14 protein-coding genes are annotated in these 16,465 nt (G+C 50.0%); 12 read left to right on the top strand and 2 right to left on the bottom strand.

Features of this window, described 5'->3' with window-relative positions; genetic code table 11:
- The first annotated feature begins 45 nt into the window (after positions 1 to 45).
- The 7 genes from NST99_RS19720 to NST99_RS19690 all read left to right on the top strand — a co-directional run bounded on the left by NST99_RS19720 (position 46) and on the right by NST99_RS19690 (position 6,687).
- Positions 46 to 840 carry a TIGR00282 family metallophosphoesterase gene (locus tag NST99_RS19720; protein ID WP_038593324.1) on the top strand — a complete coding sequence of 265 codons (795 nt, stop codon included), beginning with the start codon at positions 46 to 48 and terminating at the stop codon, positions 838 to 840.
- A gap of 200 nt (positions 841 to 1,040) precedes the next feature.
- Positions 1,041 to 1,301 carry a stage V sporulation protein S gene (locus tag NST99_RS19715; protein WP_019910496.1) on the top strand — a complete coding sequence of 87 codons (261 nt, stop codon included), beginning with the start codon at positions 1,041 to 1,043 and terminating at the stop codon, positions 1,299 to 1,301.
- A 165-nt stretch (positions 1,302 to 1,466) separates the two neighbouring features.
- A complete protein-coding gene (locus NST99_RS19710; RefSeq protein ID WP_341093938.1) occupies positions 1,467 to 2,444 on the top strand; it encodes a dipeptidase in 978 nt (325 codons plus the stop codon).
- Between the two features lie 164 nt (positions 2,445 to 2,608).
- Positions 2,609 to 3,181, top strand: a complete 573-nt coding sequence (gene pduL, locus NST99_RS19705) for a phosphate propanoyltransferase (protein ID WP_341093937.1) — start codon at positions 2,609 to 2,611, stop codon at positions 3,179 to 3,181.
- A gap of 606 nt (positions 3,182 to 3,787) precedes the next feature.
- Positions 3,788 to 5,296, top strand: coding sequence for a DEAD/DEAH box helicase (locus NST99_RS19700; protein ID WP_341093936.1), 1,509 nt, complete (start codon positions 3,788 to 3,790; stop codon positions 5,294 to 5,296).
- Between the two features lie 548 nt (positions 5,297 to 5,844).
- Positions 5,845 to 6,228: a nuclear transport factor 2 family protein gene (locus NST99_RS19695; RefSeq protein ID WP_341093935.1), complete on the top strand. Its 384-nt coding sequence runs from the start codon at positions 5,845 to 5,847 to the stop codon at positions 6,226 to 6,228.
- 45 nt (positions 6,229 to 6,273) lie between these two features.
- A complete protein-coding gene (locus NST99_RS19690; protein ID WP_341093934.1) occupies positions 6,274 to 6,687 on the top strand; it encodes a VOC family protein in 414 nt (137 codons plus the stop codon).
- A gap of 111 nt (positions 6,688 to 6,798) precedes the next feature.
- Here the strand turns inward: NST99_RS19690 and dapA are convergent, their stop codons facing one another.
- Complete coding sequence (gene dapA / locus NST99_RS19685; protein WP_341093933.1) at positions 6,799 to 7,674, bottom strand: 4-hydroxy-tetrahydrodipicolinate synthase; 876 nt, start codon at positions 7,672 to 7,674, stop codon at positions 6,799 to 6,801.
- 119 nt (positions 7,675 to 7,793) lie between these two features.
- Between dapA and NST99_RS19680 the strand changes: the two genes are divergently transcribed.
- The 3 genes from NST99_RS19680 to NST99_RS19670 all read left to right on the top strand — a co-directional run bounded on the left by NST99_RS19680 (position 7,794) and on the right by NST99_RS19670 (position 11,888).
- Positions 7,794 to 8,690, top strand: a complete 897-nt coding sequence (locus NST99_RS19680; protein WP_341093931.1) for a LysR family transcriptional regulator — start codon at positions 7,794 to 7,796, stop codon at positions 8,688 to 8,690.
- A 387-nt stretch (positions 8,691 to 9,077) separates the two neighbouring features.
- Positions 9,078 to 10,958, top strand: coding sequence for a molecular chaperone HtpG (gene htpG, locus NST99_RS19675; RefSeq protein WP_341093930.1), 1,881 nt, complete (start codon positions 9,078 to 9,080; stop codon positions 10,956 to 10,958).
- Between the two features lie 198 nt (positions 10,959 to 11,156).
- Positions 11,157 to 11,888, top strand: coding sequence for an MOSC domain-containing protein (locus NST99_RS19670; RefSeq protein WP_341093929.1), 732 nt, complete (start codon positions 11,157 to 11,159; stop codon positions 11,886 to 11,888).
- Positions 11,889 to 11,965: 77 nt separating this feature from the next.
- On the opposite strand, the gene NST99_RS19665 is transcribed toward NST99_RS19670, so the two are convergent.
- The gene (locus NST99_RS19665; protein ID WP_341093928.1) at positions 11,966 to 12,835 is read right to left on the bottom strand and encodes a LysR family transcriptional regulator; all 870 of its coding nucleotides are present in this window, start codon (positions 12,833 to 12,835) and stop codon (positions 11,966 to 11,968) included.
- A 151-nt stretch (positions 12,836 to 12,986) separates the two neighbouring features.
- Between NST99_RS19665 and NST99_RS19660 the strand changes: the two genes are divergently transcribed.
- Complete coding sequence (locus NST99_RS19660; protein WP_341093927.1) at positions 12,987 to 14,723, top strand: ABC transporter ATP-binding protein; 1,737 nt, start codon at positions 12,987 to 12,989, stop codon at positions 14,721 to 14,723.
- Positions 14,720 to 16,459 (top strand): ABC transporter ATP-binding protein, encoded by a 1,740-nt coding sequence (locus NST99_RS19655; protein WP_341093926.1) that lies wholly within the window; start codon positions 14,720 to 14,722, stop codon positions 16,457 to 16,459. Before NST99_RS19660 ends, NST99_RS19655 begins: the two co-directional genes overlap by 4 nt.
- Positions 16,460 to 16,465 lie beyond the last annotated feature (6 nt).

Below are 16,465 nucleotides of genomic sequence, written 5' to 3'. Positions count from 1 at the left end.
ATTCAGCACGGATTAACCCATTAAAACTTTTAGGAGGAGAACAACATTAAAGTTTTATTTATAGGTGATATTGTAGGCAATACTGGCAGAAAAGCGCTGCGCGAAATGCTGCCTTCGCTGAAGAACAAATACCAGCCGCATATAATCATTGCGAACGGAGAAAATGCCGCAGCGGGAAGGGGTATTACATCCGCTATTGCCAATGAATTTTTCAACTGGGGCGTTCATGGCATTACAATGGGCAATCATACATGGGATAACAAGGACATCTTCGAATTTATCGACGACGAGCCCCGGATCATCCGCCCGGCTAATTTCCCTGCAGGAACACCTGGCAGAGGATATACGATTATTAAAGGCAATGGCAAAGAGCTGGCGATTGTCAATTTGCAAGGACGGACCTTTTTGCCGGCAATTGATGATCCGTTTCGGGTGGGCGAAGAGATTGTGGACGAGCTGCGCCGGAATCACAAGTGTATTCTGGTGGATTTTCACGCTGAGGCTACATCCGAGAAGATCGCCATGGGCTATTTTATGGACGGGCATGCTTCCATTGTTGTAGGAACCCATACACATGTGCAGAGCAATGACGATGTTATCCTGCCGGGAGGCACTGCTTATCTGACGGATGCCGGCATGGTTGGTTCAAGAGAAGGGATTTTGGGTATGGAAAAGGATGCGGTCCTCTATAAGTTTACTACCCAGCTTCCGGCCAGATTTGTGGTTGACGAAGGTAAATGGCAGTTGCACGGTTTATTCGCAGAGATTGACGAGGCTACGGGCAAGGCAACACGTCTGGAGAAGATTCGGCTGCGTGAAGATGAATGGGTAATGAGTTAATGAGGGCATCAAGGAATTAGGCTTTTCGGGAATAATCGCTGATTTTGGGTAAAGTGTGATATTTTTTATATCGGAAAAGAGTATCTTTTGTACCATTTTCTCCGGAGTAGTCCGCAAAAAGAAGGAATTATTTCTTCTCTCGCGAATAACATCTACAGTAGTGGAAGAACACCATCATTTTCCCAGGGGAGGTACTTACTATGGATGTATTAAAAGTATCAGCTAAATCCAATCCGAATTCCGTTGCCGGCGCACTAGCGGGTGTTCTTCGTGAACGTGGATCGGCCGAGCTACAAGCTATTGGAGCAGGAGCACTGAACCAAGCAGTCAAAGCAGTTGCCATCGCCCGGGGATTTGTCGCGCCAAGCGGTGTCGACTTGATCTGCATTCCAGCATTTACTGACATAGTGATTGATGGAGAGGATCGGACGGCGATTAAACTCATTGTAGAGCCTAGATAATTAATGAATGCCAGAACTTACGGGATGAACCTGTTTACCTATGTAAACAGGTTTTTTGCTGTGCAGGTGAAGTGCGGGTCATCCTCTGCATAAACTATAAGCAGGAGCGCTGGATGCGAAGTGGCGCGGCAACTGGATGACAAGTAAGAAAGTGAGGCCGATCTCATGGGAAGAGCGGAGCAACTACGGGTGGCGGATTTTCATTGTGATGTTCTGAGCAAACTGCAGGCTTCCCCCCATCTTAATTTCGACAAGGACAGCCGGCTTGATGTAACTGCAGAACGGCTTGCAGCGGGTGGCGTCGGCCTGCAAGTTTTTGCGATTTATCTGTCTATGGTTAGAGGGAGACCTAGTTTTGAAAGTGTGCTGGGACAAATTGAGCTATTCCAGGGCAAAGTACTAGGCTCAGGAGGCCTACAGTGGCTGCGCTGGAAGGAGGAAGCAGTGGAACTGGTTAGAGTGCCCCCCAGATGGGGGCTGCTGTCTCTGGAAGGCGTAGACGGTCTGGAGGGGAATCTATTCTATGCTCAGTTGTGTTTCGATCTCGGTGTGCGCTTCCTTGGAGTCACCTGGAACTATGCGAACTGGGCAGCGGATGGCGTACTGGAACAGCGGAATGGAGGATTTACCGAAAAAGGCCGGGAGCTGATCGAGTGGTGTAACAGCAGCGGTATGCTGCTGGATGTGTCTCATTTGGCCCCGGCAGGCTTCTGGGAGTTGGCTGAGCGGAGCAAGCGTCCGTTTATCGCCTCCCACTCCAACGCCGCAGCTGTGTGCGGCCATCCGCGTAATCTGAGCGATGAACAGATCAAAGCGTTGATTGCCATGGACGGCCGGATGGGACTTACCTTTGTTCCATGGTTTGTTAAAAATGGAGGCGGCGCCAAAGCTGATGATCTTCTAAGGCATATCGATCATGTCTGCAGCCTGGGGGGGACAAGGCAGCTGATGTTTGGTTCCGATTTTGACGGGATTGATGTCTGGGTAGAGGGACTGGAGCATCCTGGGAAATACGCCGAGTTTGCTGAGCTGCTGCTCCGCTACTATCCGGAGGATCAAGTGAAGGGGTGGCTGTACGAAAATGCTTGGAGTTTTTTAAGCCTGCATTTGCCGCCAAAACTAAACGACCATAAAATACCATAAAGTAGCAGAACATGACAAAATCGTGACAATCCAGCTTCGAAAGCTCAAAATGTCGAAAAAGGGACTCTCATTGTGCAGAGGGTCTTTTTATTTTTGGGTAATAAGAGGTATAATGTTCAATGGCTTGTACAGATACTAGAGAAAATACAAGGAGTGACTTTACAATGAGCAAGACTGTACCCGTAGGTGTGTCGGCTAGACATATTCACCTTACGCAAGAGCATGTGGAAGCGTTATTTGGCGCAGGTTATCAACTGACTGAGTTCAAACCACTCTCCCAACACGGACAATTTGCAGCTAACGAGCAAGTAGCAGTAATCGGCACCAAAGGTAAATTCGACAAAGTAAGAATTCTAGGACCTGTCCGTCCGGCATCACAGCTGGAGATTTCCCGCACAGATTCTTTCAGCCTCGGCGTGAAAGCACCTGTCCGTGAATCCGGACATATCGAAGGCACCCCGGGCATTACCCTTAAGGGACCAGCCGGTGAAGTAGAACTGGAGACTGGCGTAATTATTGCTGCACGTCACATTCACTTCCACACTTCTGAAGCAGAAGCTTGGGGCATCGCCGACAAGCAGCTTCTAAAAGTACGTTTGGGCGGCGAACGCGGCCTGGTACTGGAAAATGTTCTTGCCCGCGTATCGGACAAATTTGCGCTTGATATGCATATCGACACCGACGAAGCCAATGCTGCAGGTGCTAACAACGGCGACACAGCTGAAATTGTAGATTAGTATTTATTTATAAGCAGGTCAAGACGCGGAGGAGCCATCCTCCGCTTTTTTATGTTCTGTTATCTTATGGGTTTAGGATGATGCCTGGAGTTGAGGGTAGTGAGATGAGAAAGTGGTTATTTTGATATAGCTGCAGTGCTTACGATGGTTCCTACGGGCTGCGTTCTTCGAGCAAAGTCTTGCTGAGTTTGGCAGCGGCGCGGTTTTTGTACCACATATAGCTATAGTGCTTCTTGCAATAGCCCTTGGCATAATGTCTCGCTGAACAGTTGGGGATTGTGCATAATGATGGATTTGCTGTTCTTTTTTTACCCATGATTCAAAGCGCTCCTTTGCGTCATTTGTGATTTGCATAATTACTGTACACCAGCAATCTAAACCAAATCTGAACAACCCTGCTTTGCTGATGGAATAGGAGGCGTGAAAGGAATGGACGAAGGTAACACTAGGACTAACGTAAAAAATTTCCGATGATGTTTCTCTTATTGTTCAATTTGTGTTATCATTATGTGTTATGACTTTGATGAGCGCTATGTGGAGACGCTGCAAACAAGGTACAGCAGTTACCTGATTGATAATATATGTATTTAAAATTAAGGAGACAACATGACTTTTAATGATTTGAATTTGATCCCAGCGATCCTCAAGGCGTTAAGCCAAGAAAATTATACATCACCCACCCCTATCCAGGAGGAGTCTATTCCCGCGGCTTTGGCCGGCAGAGACGTTCTCGGCTGCGCACAGACCGGAACAGGCAAAACAGCCGCTTTTTCCTTGCCGATTATTCAGCTGCTAAGCCAGCAGCCTTCTGCAACCGGCGGCAGACGCCGGATTCGTTCGCTGATTCTCACACCGACAAGAGAGCTTGCACTGCAAATCTCGGAAAATATTCAGGCCTACAGCAAATTCACCAGTATCCGTTCAACAGCTATTGTTGGCGGTGTATCGCAAAAAGCTCAGGAGCGGGCATTAAGCCAGGGTGCGGATATCCTGATTGCCACGCCAGGCCGGCTCATCGACCTGATTACCCAGAAGCATGTTGATCTGCAGTATGTGCAGATTCTTGTACTAGATGAAGCGGACCGCATGCTGGACATGGGCTTCATTCATGATGTGAAGCGGATTATCGCCAAAATGCCAAGCAAAAAACAAACATTATTTTTCTCGGCTACGATGCCGACAGAAATTTCGAATTTGATCAAAACACTGCTGGTAAACCCCGTGAAAATCGAGATTACGCCAGTTTCCTCCACCGTGGACAGAATTGAGCAGTCGATCTATCTGCTGGAGAACGGCAACAAGCAGAATCAATTAAACCGCCTTCTTCAGGACAAATCGATTGTCTCGGCACTGGTCTTTACCCGCACCAAACGCGGTGCTGACCGGGTTACCCGTGATTTGACGCGGATTAATATAACTGCTCAAGCGATTCACGGCAACAAATCCCAGAATGACCGGCAAAATGCGCTGCGCAACTTCAAAAGCGGAGCTACCCGCGTGCTTGTTGCTACAGACATTGCCGCCCGGGGGATTGATATTGACGAGCTGTCGCATGTCATCAACTTCAATCTGCCGAACATTCCGGAAACTTATGTCCACCGGATCGGCCGTACGGGCCGTGCCGGTATGAGCGGAATCGCCATCTCTCTCTGTGAGGCCGAAGAGATCCCGTACCTCAAGGATATTCAGAAGCTGATCGGCAAGACGATCCCTGAAGTTAAGGACCATGCGTATCCGATGTCTAAGAGCGCACAGGCTCTGCTGAATGAACGCCCGGCAAAAGCTCCTGCGAAGCCGGCAGCCAAGGCGAAGACCAATCCGGCACGCAAGCCAAAGTCGGAATGGTTCACACAGGGCAACCGTTCAGGCAGCACTTCCGGCGGAAGCAAGAACAGCGGCCAGGGCGGCAGACCGAACGGAGAAACGGCTCATCAAGCAGGAGCGGGTGCAAGACCCGGGAGCGCTTCGGCCAGTGGAGCTGGTTCTAGCGGCAGAGTAAGCGGAGGGAACGGCAGCGGAGCAAGTGCTAGCAGCCGCCCAGGCGGCAGACCCGGTAACAACCACAGCAACCGCCCAGGCGGCAGACCTGCAGCCAAAGCGGGCAGATCGCAATAAACGGATGCTCATAGATTAGACAGCAGCCTTCCCTGAGCGGGAGGCTGTTTTTTGTGCGTTATGAGTTCTGCTTTTCGAAGCTGTAAGCTAAACTGGAATAAAAGAGGAGCTCCTGATATAGAGAAAAGTAAGGGGTAGTATCAAGTGAAATGAGGTGAGCAATGTGATAAATGAATTTGTTTGGGGAATTTTCGTCGTCTGATAATTATCAATTACTTCGAATGCCGATAAATAATAGCTTCGCATACTATCATAAAAAGAGTGGTGAATTGGTTGGTATGGACGGGATCCACCATGAACATTTTCATTTTAAAGATGGTTCTAAGTGAAGCTGAGTAAATTTGTTGCTAAGCTTGCGAGTCTCGTCAGTTACACAAAAACAGCGGCAGTCTAATACTTTATTTTCTCCGAACAGCTTTTATATTGGTATCGCAGGAGTACAGGCAGCTAGCTATCCGGTTCGAAAGCTTCACGAGACAGCAAATAAAGGGAAAACTATCCAATCTGAAGAATATGGATAGAGTACAATCTAAGAGAGGAGTATGACTATGATTAGTGGAGAAAACCAAGCAATCATTGATAATTATGTTGAGGCCTACAATGCGTTTAATGTCGAGGGCATGGTTAGACTTTTAGATGCTGATATTTTGTTTAAAGATTTTTCCAATGGTGAAATCACGACAGAGACCAGGGGAATTCAAGAGTTTAAAGAACTGGCAGAAAAGTCTTCACAGGTTTTCTCTAATCGTCGTCAGACCATTACCCATTACAGCGCTGTAGATGACAGAATAGAAATACAAGTTGATTATGAAGCAATACTGGCTGTTGATTTACCTAATGGATTAAAGACTGGAGATACACTTCAACTAAAAGGGAAGTCGGTATTTGAAATTAAAAATGGAAAAATAGCATTGATTGAAGATTATGGTTAAAGATTATAAAACAGTTGATATCTCTGAAAAGGTGGAATTGGGAGTATGAGATTGAAATTAGAAGGAATTACGGTTTTGGCGCATGATGTTCCTAGATTGACTAGCTTTTATCGTGATGTACTCGGATTTAAGACCGTTGTTGAAGAAAACCATTATGCTGAATTTGTAAATGGCGGCATTCGCCTTGCGATTTGTTCAACACCATTGATGGCGGATAACACAAACGGTCATTATTCCTTTATAGAAGAGCGTAAAGGGCAAGCCTTCGAGCTTAACTTCGAATGTGATTCACCGGAGGCTGTTCACACGATGTATGAGGAGCTTATTTCAAAAGGGGCTACAGGGATCACTGCACCGAAGCCGATGTCTTGGGGGCATACCACGGGCTTCTTCGCAGATCCGGAAGACAACATTCATTCTATTTTTGCGGTGAATCCGGTTGCAGCGGATAATCAATAATACCTAGATTACGCTGAAAATGGTAGTCATAACAACAACCGCCTTGGACAGTCTGTGACTGCACCGTAGCGGTTGTTGTTATGCGTAAATATCCGGTTATGGATTCAGGTGTTATCCGGCCAGATAAGCCCCCAGTTCCTCACGCAGCTCAGAGCTGATCGAGGTCATCGGCAAGCGGAGCGTATCAGAGGAAATCTCTCCGTAGGCGCTAAGCAGCCATTTGATCGGAGCCGGATTGGACTCCTTGAAGAGCAGCTTCATCAGCGGCAGCAGCTGGTCGAACGCTGCTGTAGCTTCAGCGGTCTGCCCGGCTTTGAACTGCTCGTAGATACCGAGGAACTTCGCGGTATGCACGTTGGCCGAGGCCAGCATGCCCCCGGCGGCTCCGCAGCCCAGCATATGCAGGAACTGCAGGTCGTCGCCGCACAGCACCGGCTTCGATCCCAGCCGGGACAGCTCGGAGACTAGCAGCGGAGAGCCGGAGCAGTCTTTTAAACCTACTACGTTATTCATCTCAAGGATGGTGCGTGCGGTATCAACCGACATGCCGACTCCGGCGCGGCCCGGGATATCATAGGCGATGACCGGAATGCCCACTTCGGCGGCTTTGCGGAAATGCTCAATAATGCCTTGCTGGGAAGGGCGGCTGTAATAAGGGACAACCACGAGTACAGCATCAGCACCTGAATCGGCAGCCAGCTCTGTGCGGGCTATAGTGGAGGCCGTATCATTAGTGCCTGTGCCGACCACCAGCGGAACCGGGCTCGATTTCAATAATTCCCGTGATGCATCCACGAGAGTCTGTAATTCCTGTATGTTGACTGTCGGCGATTCTCCAGTGGTTCCATTGACGACCAGACCATGAATATTGTTCTTGATGATGTTGTTCACATAACGCTGATATGATTCCAGATCAATCTCGCCAGCTGTATTGAACGGGGTTACCACGGGAACATAGATTCCATAAATCTGTTCTTCTGTTAACATGAATATCGTCCTCCAAAATGTTGAAATCCTTTTATCTTACTGTAGCATGGAATATTCCATCGGCGTTAGCTATAATAAATGATGTGGGTTATCAATAATATTGATGTTAGGGTGAGGTTATGGATTTAACATATATGCGGACCTTCCGCGAAGTCGCGAAACGGCAGAGCTTTACCCGCGCGGCTGAAGAGCTGGGCTATGCGCAGTCCAGTGTGACGATGCAGATTCAGAAGATTGAGAAGGAATACGGGGTTCCACTGATAGAGCGGCATGGACGTGCGTTGCGCCTGACTCCACCTGGAGAAGAGCTGTTGAAGCTGTTTGTGGAGATTCTGGATTTGTATGACCGTTCCAAGGAAACGATCGCCCAGCAAATTGGCGGGACGCTGACGATCGGGACCATTGATTCCTTGGCTGCGTTTTATTTGCCGCCGTTCCTGCAGCAGCTGCGCACGACTTTTCCCGGACTGAACATTCATCTGCAGACCGAGCAGGAAGCCAATCTGGTGGCGAAGATCCGGGACGGTGAAGTGGACATCGGCTTAATGCTGGACCGGAATGCCAATGACTCCGTGCTTGAGCGGACGATCATCAGAGATGAGCCCCTGGTGCTGGTTGCACCTGCCACCCATCCGCTGGCCCAACTTGCGGACGTGACACTGCAGGATCTGAACAACTGTGAGCTGATCGTTTCCGAGGAGAGCTGCATTTACCGCAGCCTGTTCGAGAATCTGCTGCGGGAGCACGGGATTATTTTCCGCATCGGCTTTGAGCTGTCGAATCTGGAGGCGATCAAGCGTTGCGTACGCAACGGGCTGGGCATAGCCTTGCTGCCAAGAATCGTCGCCGAGGAGGAGATCGAGCGGGGGAACCTGGCGGAGCTGTCTTTTGCCCATCCGGAAATTCATTTTGATCTGCAGCTGCTGCTCCATCCCAAGAAGTGGAAATCACTGCCGCTGCAATCGCTGATTCAGATGCTGCTGGCAGATGCAAAGGCGAAGACGGTGGCGCTGTGAAATGCTCGGATGAACGACAGTTAAGTGGATTTTTAATGGGCTATATAGATTGAACTTGAGAATTACATGTAGGGAAAAGTGGCGGAGGGGAATTTTGGAACTGGAGGAGCGACAGCGTCCGCTTTTAGGTTTGGATTTCTACTGCGATTCGTGGTTAATTCAAGAAATCCAAACCTAACAGCGGCCGGAAGTCCAAACATTCTCTGGAGTCACGGCCAATCCCAAAATAAAAGAATATAAGTTCAATCTAAATAGTATGCAGCAAGATATTGACATCAAAAACGAGAATATGGTATATAAAAGGAAGTGTTAGCACTCATTCGAGTGGAGTGCTAATTTCCAGAGAGCAAACAGAAGAGTTATTTTTGAAAGGAGATTATTTTATTCATGGCCAAAAAAGAGTTTAAAGCCGAATCGAAGAGACTACTAGAGATGATGATTAACTCCATTTATACACAGCGGGAAATTTTCCTGCGGGAGCTGATCTCCAACGCAAGCGATGCCATTGATAAAATCTATTACAAAGCGCTGGCAGACGATGCGCTGGTGTTCAATAAAGAGGATTATTTCATTAAAGTCACTGCCGACAAGGACAGCCGCACGTTGACCATCTCTGATACAGGGATCGGGATGACACAGGAAGAATTGGAGAACAACCTGGGGATTATCGCGAACAGCGGCTCTTTTGCATTCAAAAAGGACAACGAGTCGAAGGACGGCCACAATATTATCGGCCAGTTCGGTGTCGGGTTCTACTCTGCATTTATGGTAGCGGACGATGTTACTGTAATCAGCAAGGCGCTGGGCAGCGACCAGGCGTACAAATGGGAGTCCCAGGGCGCGGATGGATATACAATCGAACCGTACGAGAAGGATGCCGTCGGCACCGAGATTATTTTGAAGATTAAAGAGAACAGTGAAGAAGACAATTACGATGAGTTCCTGGAAGAATACCGCCTGAAATCCATCATCAAGAAATATTCTGACTTTATCCGTTTCCCGATCAAGATGGATATTACCGGCAGACAGCCTAAGGAAGGCAGCGAAGGCGAGTTCGAGGAAACCAAAGAAGAGCAGACTGTGAACAGCATGGTGCCGATCTGGCGCAAGAACAAAAACGAGCTGACCACAGAGGACTATGACAACTTCTATGCCGAGAAACGCTACGGCTTCGATAAACCGCTGAAGCATATCCATATCAGTGCCGATGGTGCTGTAGTCTATAATGCGATCCTGTTCATTCCGGAAAATACACCGTTTGATTATTACACCAAGGAGTATGAAAAAGGTCTTGAGCTGTACTCCAACGGTGTGCTGATTATGAACAAATGCGGGGATCTGCTGCCGGATTACTTCAGCTTTGTCAAAGGGATGGTCGATTCCGAGGATCTGTCGCTCAATATCTCCAGAGAGCTGCTGCAGCATGACCGCCAGCTGACCCTGATTGCCAAGAACATCAAGAGCAAGATTAAGAGCCAGCTCCTGAGCCTGCTGAAGGATGAAAGAGAGAAATATGAGACATTCTACAAGTCTTTTGGCAGACAGCTTAAATTCGGAGTCTACAATGACTATGGCATGGAAAAGGAAACCCTCCAGGACCTGCTGATGTTCCACTCCTCCAAGGAGAAGAAGCTGGTTACGCTGGCTGAATACGTGGAAAGAATGCCGGAAGACCAGAAGTATATCTATTATGCTTCCGGGGAATCGGTAGAGCGGATCGAGAAGCTGCCACAGACTGAAATGGTATTGGACAAGGGTTATGAAATGCTCTACTTCACTGATGATATTGATGAGTTCGCCATCAAGATGATCATGAACTATAAGGAAAAAGAATTCAAAAATGTATCCAGCGGTGATCTGGGGATTGAAGCGGATGCCGCTGACAAGCCTTCGGAAGAAGAGGAGAACGAGAACAAAGGGCTGTTCGACGCGATGCAGGGTATTCTGTCAGGCAAAGTGAAGGCAGTCAAAGCCTCCAAACGGCTGAAAAGTCATCCGGTCTGCCTGTCCACGGAAGGCGAGCTGACCATCGAGATGGAAAAAATCCTCAAAGCGATGCCGAACGGACAAGAGGTGCAGGCGGATAAGGTACTGGAAATCAATATTAACCACGATGTCTTCAAGTCCTTGAAGGCTGCTGCCGAAGGGGATCAGGAGAAGCTGGGCCTTTACACGAACCTGCTCTACAATCAGGCGCTGCTGATCGAGGGGTTGCAGGTTAATGATCCTGTACAGTTCACTAATGATATTTGCAAAATCATGGTATAGAATGGCGGCATTTGCCGAACTGGAGCATCACTAAAATGCTTCGCCCAACGGCTGCCCGGAGAGAGGACGTCTCATCGTAAAGATGAGGCTTCCTTTTTTTGTGGGGGCCTGAGGGCCTGCTTCAAGAGAGCTACAATTTAAAGCGAAATCGCGTACAATAAGCTTATGTAATTTCTAGAACAAATGGAGGAACAGACTTTGACATTGACTGTTGGTGTGATCCGTGAAATCAACCGGTATCCGGTCAAATCGTTCGCGGGAGAGCAGCTGGAGGCTTGCGACATTGAATCCTACGGCGTCGTAGGCGATCGGGTTTGCTCTTTTTATGATGAAGGGAAGCAGGGCTGGAAGCGATTCGTTACGGCCCGCAATATACCGGATATGCTCACTTATCAAGCGCGTTACCGGGAGGGGGAGGTGGCTGTCACTGCAGCGGACGGGCGGACCTTTCGCTGGGACGAGCAGCTGCTTGTGGAGATTCAAAGCCAGACAAAAATCCCGGTCAGCATGTCCGGCCTGAAGCAACCGCACCCGGAGAATCCGCATTTGCTGTCGGTGGATGAGGCCAGTATTCTGCTTGTTACCGATGGCAGTCTGAGAAAACTGGAGGCGCTCTGGGGACGCGAGGTCGATCAGCGCCGGTTCCGCGGGAATTTTGTGATTGCATTAAGCGATGAGTCGCTGTTTGAGGGAGACTGGACCGGGCGGAGGCTGCGGATTGGCGGGGTAGAGCTGCAGGTGAATGAGCTGTGCGAGCGATGCGTCATGACGACGATGGACCCGGATACTGCAGAGAAAACCCCCTCGCTTCTGAAAATTGTCAACAAAGAGCTGGGGCTTCATTTCGGCGTGTACGCTTCCGTTATCCAAACCGGGCGCATCTGCGTTGGAGATGAGGTTCATCTGGCTGATAGGCCGGCAAGCCAATAAGTTTAAGCGAAATGCCAGCGCTGTTCCGGGTAATGCCGGTTCAGCGCTTTTTTCATTTTGTGTATCCATACCCATGCCTACTCCGCTCTGAAGCATTCAATGAATTTCTCGGCCAGCGACGACAAATATTTATCCTTCATCCAGACAGCGGCGACCCGGGTGCGGAGCGATTCGCCACGGATTTCTTTATAACGCAGATTGTCGCTTCTCATGAGGCCGAAGGCTGATTTTGGAAGAATGCCGATGCCGAGACCGGCATTGGCCCAGAGCAGCGTGGTGCGGGCATCGTCGTTCATGCAGAACACATCCGGATTGAATCCGTGCTCCAGGCAGGTTTCACGGATCAGCTGCTCGAAGCGGCGGTAAATAATCAGCGGCCTATCCTTGAGTTCCCCGATATCAATGGAGGACTCTCCGCCCGTCCAGTCATAACCCTGAGTCATCACGGCAATCATAGGTTCAGCCCCGGCATATACACATTCGAGACTTGTGCTGTTAAAGGGCGTTCGAACAATGCCGACCTCGATGATTCCTTTGCTGAGCAGATCAATCACCTTATAGGTGTTGCCTTCATGGATTTCGAATTTGACGCCGGAATAGATTTTGTGAAAATCAAAGAGCCGATCCTGCAGCAGAGTTGCCGCGGAGGAGGATACTGTCCCAATGGAGAGCGTTCCCCGCAGCCCGCTTGCAAAATCACTAATCTCACGCGTGGTGGCATCGGCCAGCTCCAGAATCTGCTGTGCCCGGCCCCGCAGAATTACTCCGGCATCGGTCAGCTGTATACTGCGCGGTCCGCGCTCCACCAATTTTACGCCAAGCTCCTCCTCCAGCAGCTTCAGCTGCTGACTGAGCGGGGGCTGGGCCATTTGCAGCTTCCGTGCAGCGGAAGTAATCTGTCCTTCCTCAGCAATCGCCAAGAAGTATTTGAGCTGTCGGATATCCATTTGTTAAACCTCCGGATTTGGCATATGAATTAAGTATGGCATTGATACGAAACCAATATTATTAATATGTAAACAGGTATGACATAATCATAACGGGTCTTAACGCTATTTCATAGTGATTACATACTACATAAGTTAGGTGAGGGTTACTGTGTTCAAAATTGCCGTTTTTCTTAAACCGTACAGAAAAGAAGTTATACTCGGGCCGATCTTTAAGCTGCTGGAGGCGATCCTGGAGCTGCTGCTGCCGACCATCGTTGCGCTGATCGTGAACAACGGAATCGGCGGGCAGGATAGTGCCTATGTGTACCGGATGGGCGGGCTTATGCTGCTGATGTCGCTTCTCGGTTTCGGCTGCTCGATGGTCTGCCAATATTATGCCGCCCGGGCATCCCAAGGCTTTGGCACTTCGCTGCGCAACAAAATGTTCAAGCATATTTCTTCCTTGTCCTATGCCGAGCTGGATACCTTCGGTACACCGTCGCTAATCAACCGGATCACGAGTGATGTGAATCAGCTGCAGGTTGCTGTGGCCATGCTGATCCGTCTCGTAGTCCGTGCGCCGTTTATCTGTATCGGGGCCATCATAATGTCGATGATTCTCGATTTTCGGCTATCGCTGATTCTGCTCGCGGCCACACCTGTTTTTGGCGTCATCCTGTACTTTATCATTACCCGCAGCTCGCCGCTCTACCGCAAATATCAGCAGAAGCTGGATCATCTGGCACTGGTGCTGAGCGAGAATCTTTCCGGTATCCGCGTCATCCGCGCCTTTGCCGAAGCACGGCGGGAGAAGCAGCGCTTCAATGAAGCTTCGGATGATTTGACGGCAACGGCGATCCGGGTTGGACGCATCTCTGCCTGGCTTGGCCCGATGACTACTCTGGTGGTGAACGCAGCGATTATTGCCATTCTGTGGGTTGGCGGCATACACATTGATGCCGGCCGTTTATCACAGGGTGAAATCATTGCGTTTATCAACTATGTAACCCAGATTCTGCTGGCGCTGATTGTTGTATCGAATCTGGTAATTCTCTTTACCAAGGCTGCGTCCTCTGCGAATCGTGTGAATGAAGTGCTGGCGGCTGAAACCTCAATCTCGGATGAAGGGAACAGCGCCCTGCCAGTGATGGAAGCGGCAGCTCCTGCTATTTCTTTCGAGCATGTATCCTTCGGTTACAACAAGACTGGAGAGCTTGCACTGCAGGATATCTCAGTGGTGATCAACCGCGGAGAAACGGTGGGGCTTATCGGTAGCACCGGCTCCGGCAAGTCCACCTTCGTGAATCTCATTCAGCGTTTCTATGATGCGGTGGAGGGGGAAGTCAGAGTAGGCGGCGTCAACGTCAAAGAATACCGGCTGGATCAGCTGCGGAGCCTGATCGGCATTGTGCCGCAGAAGGCGCTCCTGTTCACCGGGACGATTGCCGATAACCTCCGCTGGGGCAAGCAGAATGCGACGAAGGAGGAAATGATGCAGGCAGCCGTTGTAGCCCAGGCCGATGAATTCATCCGCAAGCTGCCGGAAGGTCTGGATACACCAGTCGCGCGTGGAGGGTTGAACTTATCCGGCGGACAAAAGCAACGGCTTACCATTGCTCGCGCTGTCGTGGGTACCCCTCCGATCCTTATCCTTGATGATTCCTCCAGTGCGCTCGACTTTGCGACTGATGCGGCACTGCGCAGGGCACTGAAGGAGAGCAGCAGGGATACGACCGTGCTGCTGGTATCCCAGCGGGTCAGCACGGTGCGGCAGGCGGATCAGATTATCGTATTTGACGAAGGACGGATTGTTGGGAAAGGCAGTCATCAGGAACTGCTGGAGAGCTGCGGGGTTTATCAGGAAATCTGCCAGTCCCAGCTTTCCAGCGAGGAGGCGGGACAATGAGGGGCAATAATACCTGGAAGAGATTGTTTGGCTATACAAGTCATTTTAGAGGCATGACCATAACCGCGGTAATCTGCGCCATCATCAGCGTGATTGCCAGTCTGATCGGGCCGCTGCTGATCGGCCGGGCTGTCGATCATATGGCGGGTCCGGGCGATGTTGATTTCGCCGGAATCCTCCGGCTGCTGCTGATCCTGGCTGCAGTATATATTGTGGGCAGCTTTTTTGGCTGGCTGCTGACTTATTACACCAATCGGATAGCTTATAAGACGGTCTACGATATGCGCCGTGAGTTGTTTGACAAGCTAAATGTGCTGCCGCTGAAATTCCATGACAATCATCCGCAGGGCGACAGCATCAGCCGTTTTGTTAATGATATGGACGCTGTTTCGGACGGGCTGCTGCAGGGTTTCTCCACGCTGCTGACCGGTATTGTGACCATTGCCGGTGCAATCGGGCTGATGCTGTACATTAGTCCGGTGATGACGGTAGTCGTGCTGCTGTCGGCTCCGGCAACCTATTTTGTCGCCCGGTTCATCACTACGCGTTCCCAGAAGCTGTTTCGTGAGCAGGCAAAGATCCTCGGCGGATTAAACGGATATGTGGAAGAAATTATCGGCGGGCAAAAGGTGGTGCAGGCTTACCACTACGAGGACCGTTCATTCGCCCGTTTCTCGGACCGTAATAATGAACTGTACCAGACAGGCGTCAAATCCCAGTTTTACGGTTCATTGGCTAATCCGACAACACGGCTGGTCAATAATATTACCTTCTCGGTCATTGCGATGATCGGCAGCGCGCTTGTAATTGGTGGGCATTTTTCGGTCGGGGATTTGTCCAGTTTCCTGATTTATTCGAACCTGTTCGCAAAGCCGTTTAATGAGATTACCGGTGTCATCACCCAGCTGCAGTCAGCGACGGCTTCGGCACAGCGGATCTTTGCCATTCTAGACCTCCCGGCGGAGACGCCGGATGCTGCAGGGGCTCACGTCATGGACACCAGCCAGGGCACAATCACCTTCGATAAAGTAAGTTTTGCATATGATCCCGGGCGTCCGCTAATCAAGAATTTCAGCCTGGAAGTGAAGCCGGGTACCCGTATAGCGATTGTAGGACAGACTGGGGCAGGGAAGACGACGCTGGTCAACCTGCTTATGCGTTTCTATGACGTAGACAGCGGGACAATCCAAATTGACGGAATAGACATTAATAAGATCACCAGGGACAGTCTGCGGCGGAATTTCGGAATGGTGCTGCAGGATACATGGCTGTTCGGAGGCTCCATCCGCGATAATATTGCTTATGGCAAACCGGATGCGACAGAGGAAGAGGTCATAGCAGCAGCCAAAGCAGCGAATGCGCACAGCTTCATCAAACGGCTGCCGGAAGGGTACGCTACGAAGATCAGCGGTTCTGGAGACAATCTGTCCCAGGGACAGAAGCAGCTGCTTACCATCGCCCGCGTTATGCTCGTGGATCCGCCGATGCTCATCTTGGACGAAGCAACCAGCAGCATTGATACATTGACGGAGATTCGGATTCAGAAGGCTTTTCTCGCCATGATCTCAGGGCGCACCAGCTTCGTCATTGCCCACCGGCTGTCCACGATCCGCGAGTCCGATCTCATTCTCTACATGAAGGATGGAGACATCGTCGAGAGCGGCACACATGAGGGACTCCTGGACAGCGGGGGTCACTATGCCCGGTTGTACAACAGCCAGTTTGCGGTGGTGTAACGGCTT

It is taken from the genome of Paenibacillus sp. FSL L8-0470 (genome assembly GCF_038008625.1).
Taxonomy (GTDB): domain Bacteria; phylum Bacillota; class Bacilli; order Paenibacillales; family Paenibacillaceae; genus Paenibacillus_AQ.
This window is presented reverse-complemented; position numbering and strand designations above follow the sequence as displayed.

Bases quoted from the DNA above. Each gene is read 5' to 3' on its own strand.
- NST99_RS19715 (WP_019910496.1), top strand. From the start codon at position 1,041: ATGGATGTATTAAAAGTATCAGCTAAATCCAATCCGAATTCCGTTGCC.
- NST99_RS19710 (WP_341093938.1), top strand. From the start codon at position 1,467: ATGGGAAGAGCGGAGCAACTACGGGTGGCGGATTTTCATTGTGATGTT.
- pduL (WP_341093937.1), top strand. From the start codon at position 2,609: ATGAGCAAGACTGTACCCGTAGGTGTGTCGGCTAGACATATTCACCTT.
- NST99_RS19700 (WP_341093936.1), top strand. From the start codon at position 3,788: ATGACTTTTAATGATTTGAATTTGATCCCAGCGATCCTCAAGGCGTTA.
- NST99_RS19695 (WP_341093935.1), top strand. From the start codon at position 5,845: ATGATTAGTGGAGAAAACCAAGCAATCATTGATAATTATGTTGAGGCC.
- NST99_RS19690 (WP_341093934.1), top strand. From the start codon at position 6,274: ATGAGATTGAAATTAGAAGGAATTACGGTTTTGGCGCATGATGTTCCT.
- dapA (WP_341093933.1), bottom strand. From the start codon at position 7,674: ATGTTAACAGAAGAACAGATTTATGGAATCTATGTTCCCGTGGTAACC.
- NST99_RS19680 (WP_341093931.1), top strand. From the start codon at position 7,794: ATGGATTTAACATATATGCGGACCTTCCGCGAAGTCGCGAAACGGCAG.
- htpG (WP_341093930.1), top strand. From the start codon at position 9,078: ATGGCCAAAAAAGAGTTTAAAGCCGAATCGAAGAGACTACTAGAGATG.
- NST99_RS19665 (WP_341093928.1), bottom strand. From the start codon at position 12,835: ATGGATATCCGACAGCTCAAATACTTCTTGGCGATTGCTGAGGAAGGA.
- NST99_RS19655 (WP_341093926.1), top strand. From the start codon at position 14,720: ATGAGGGGCAATAATACCTGGAAGAGATTGTTTGGCTATACAAGTCAT.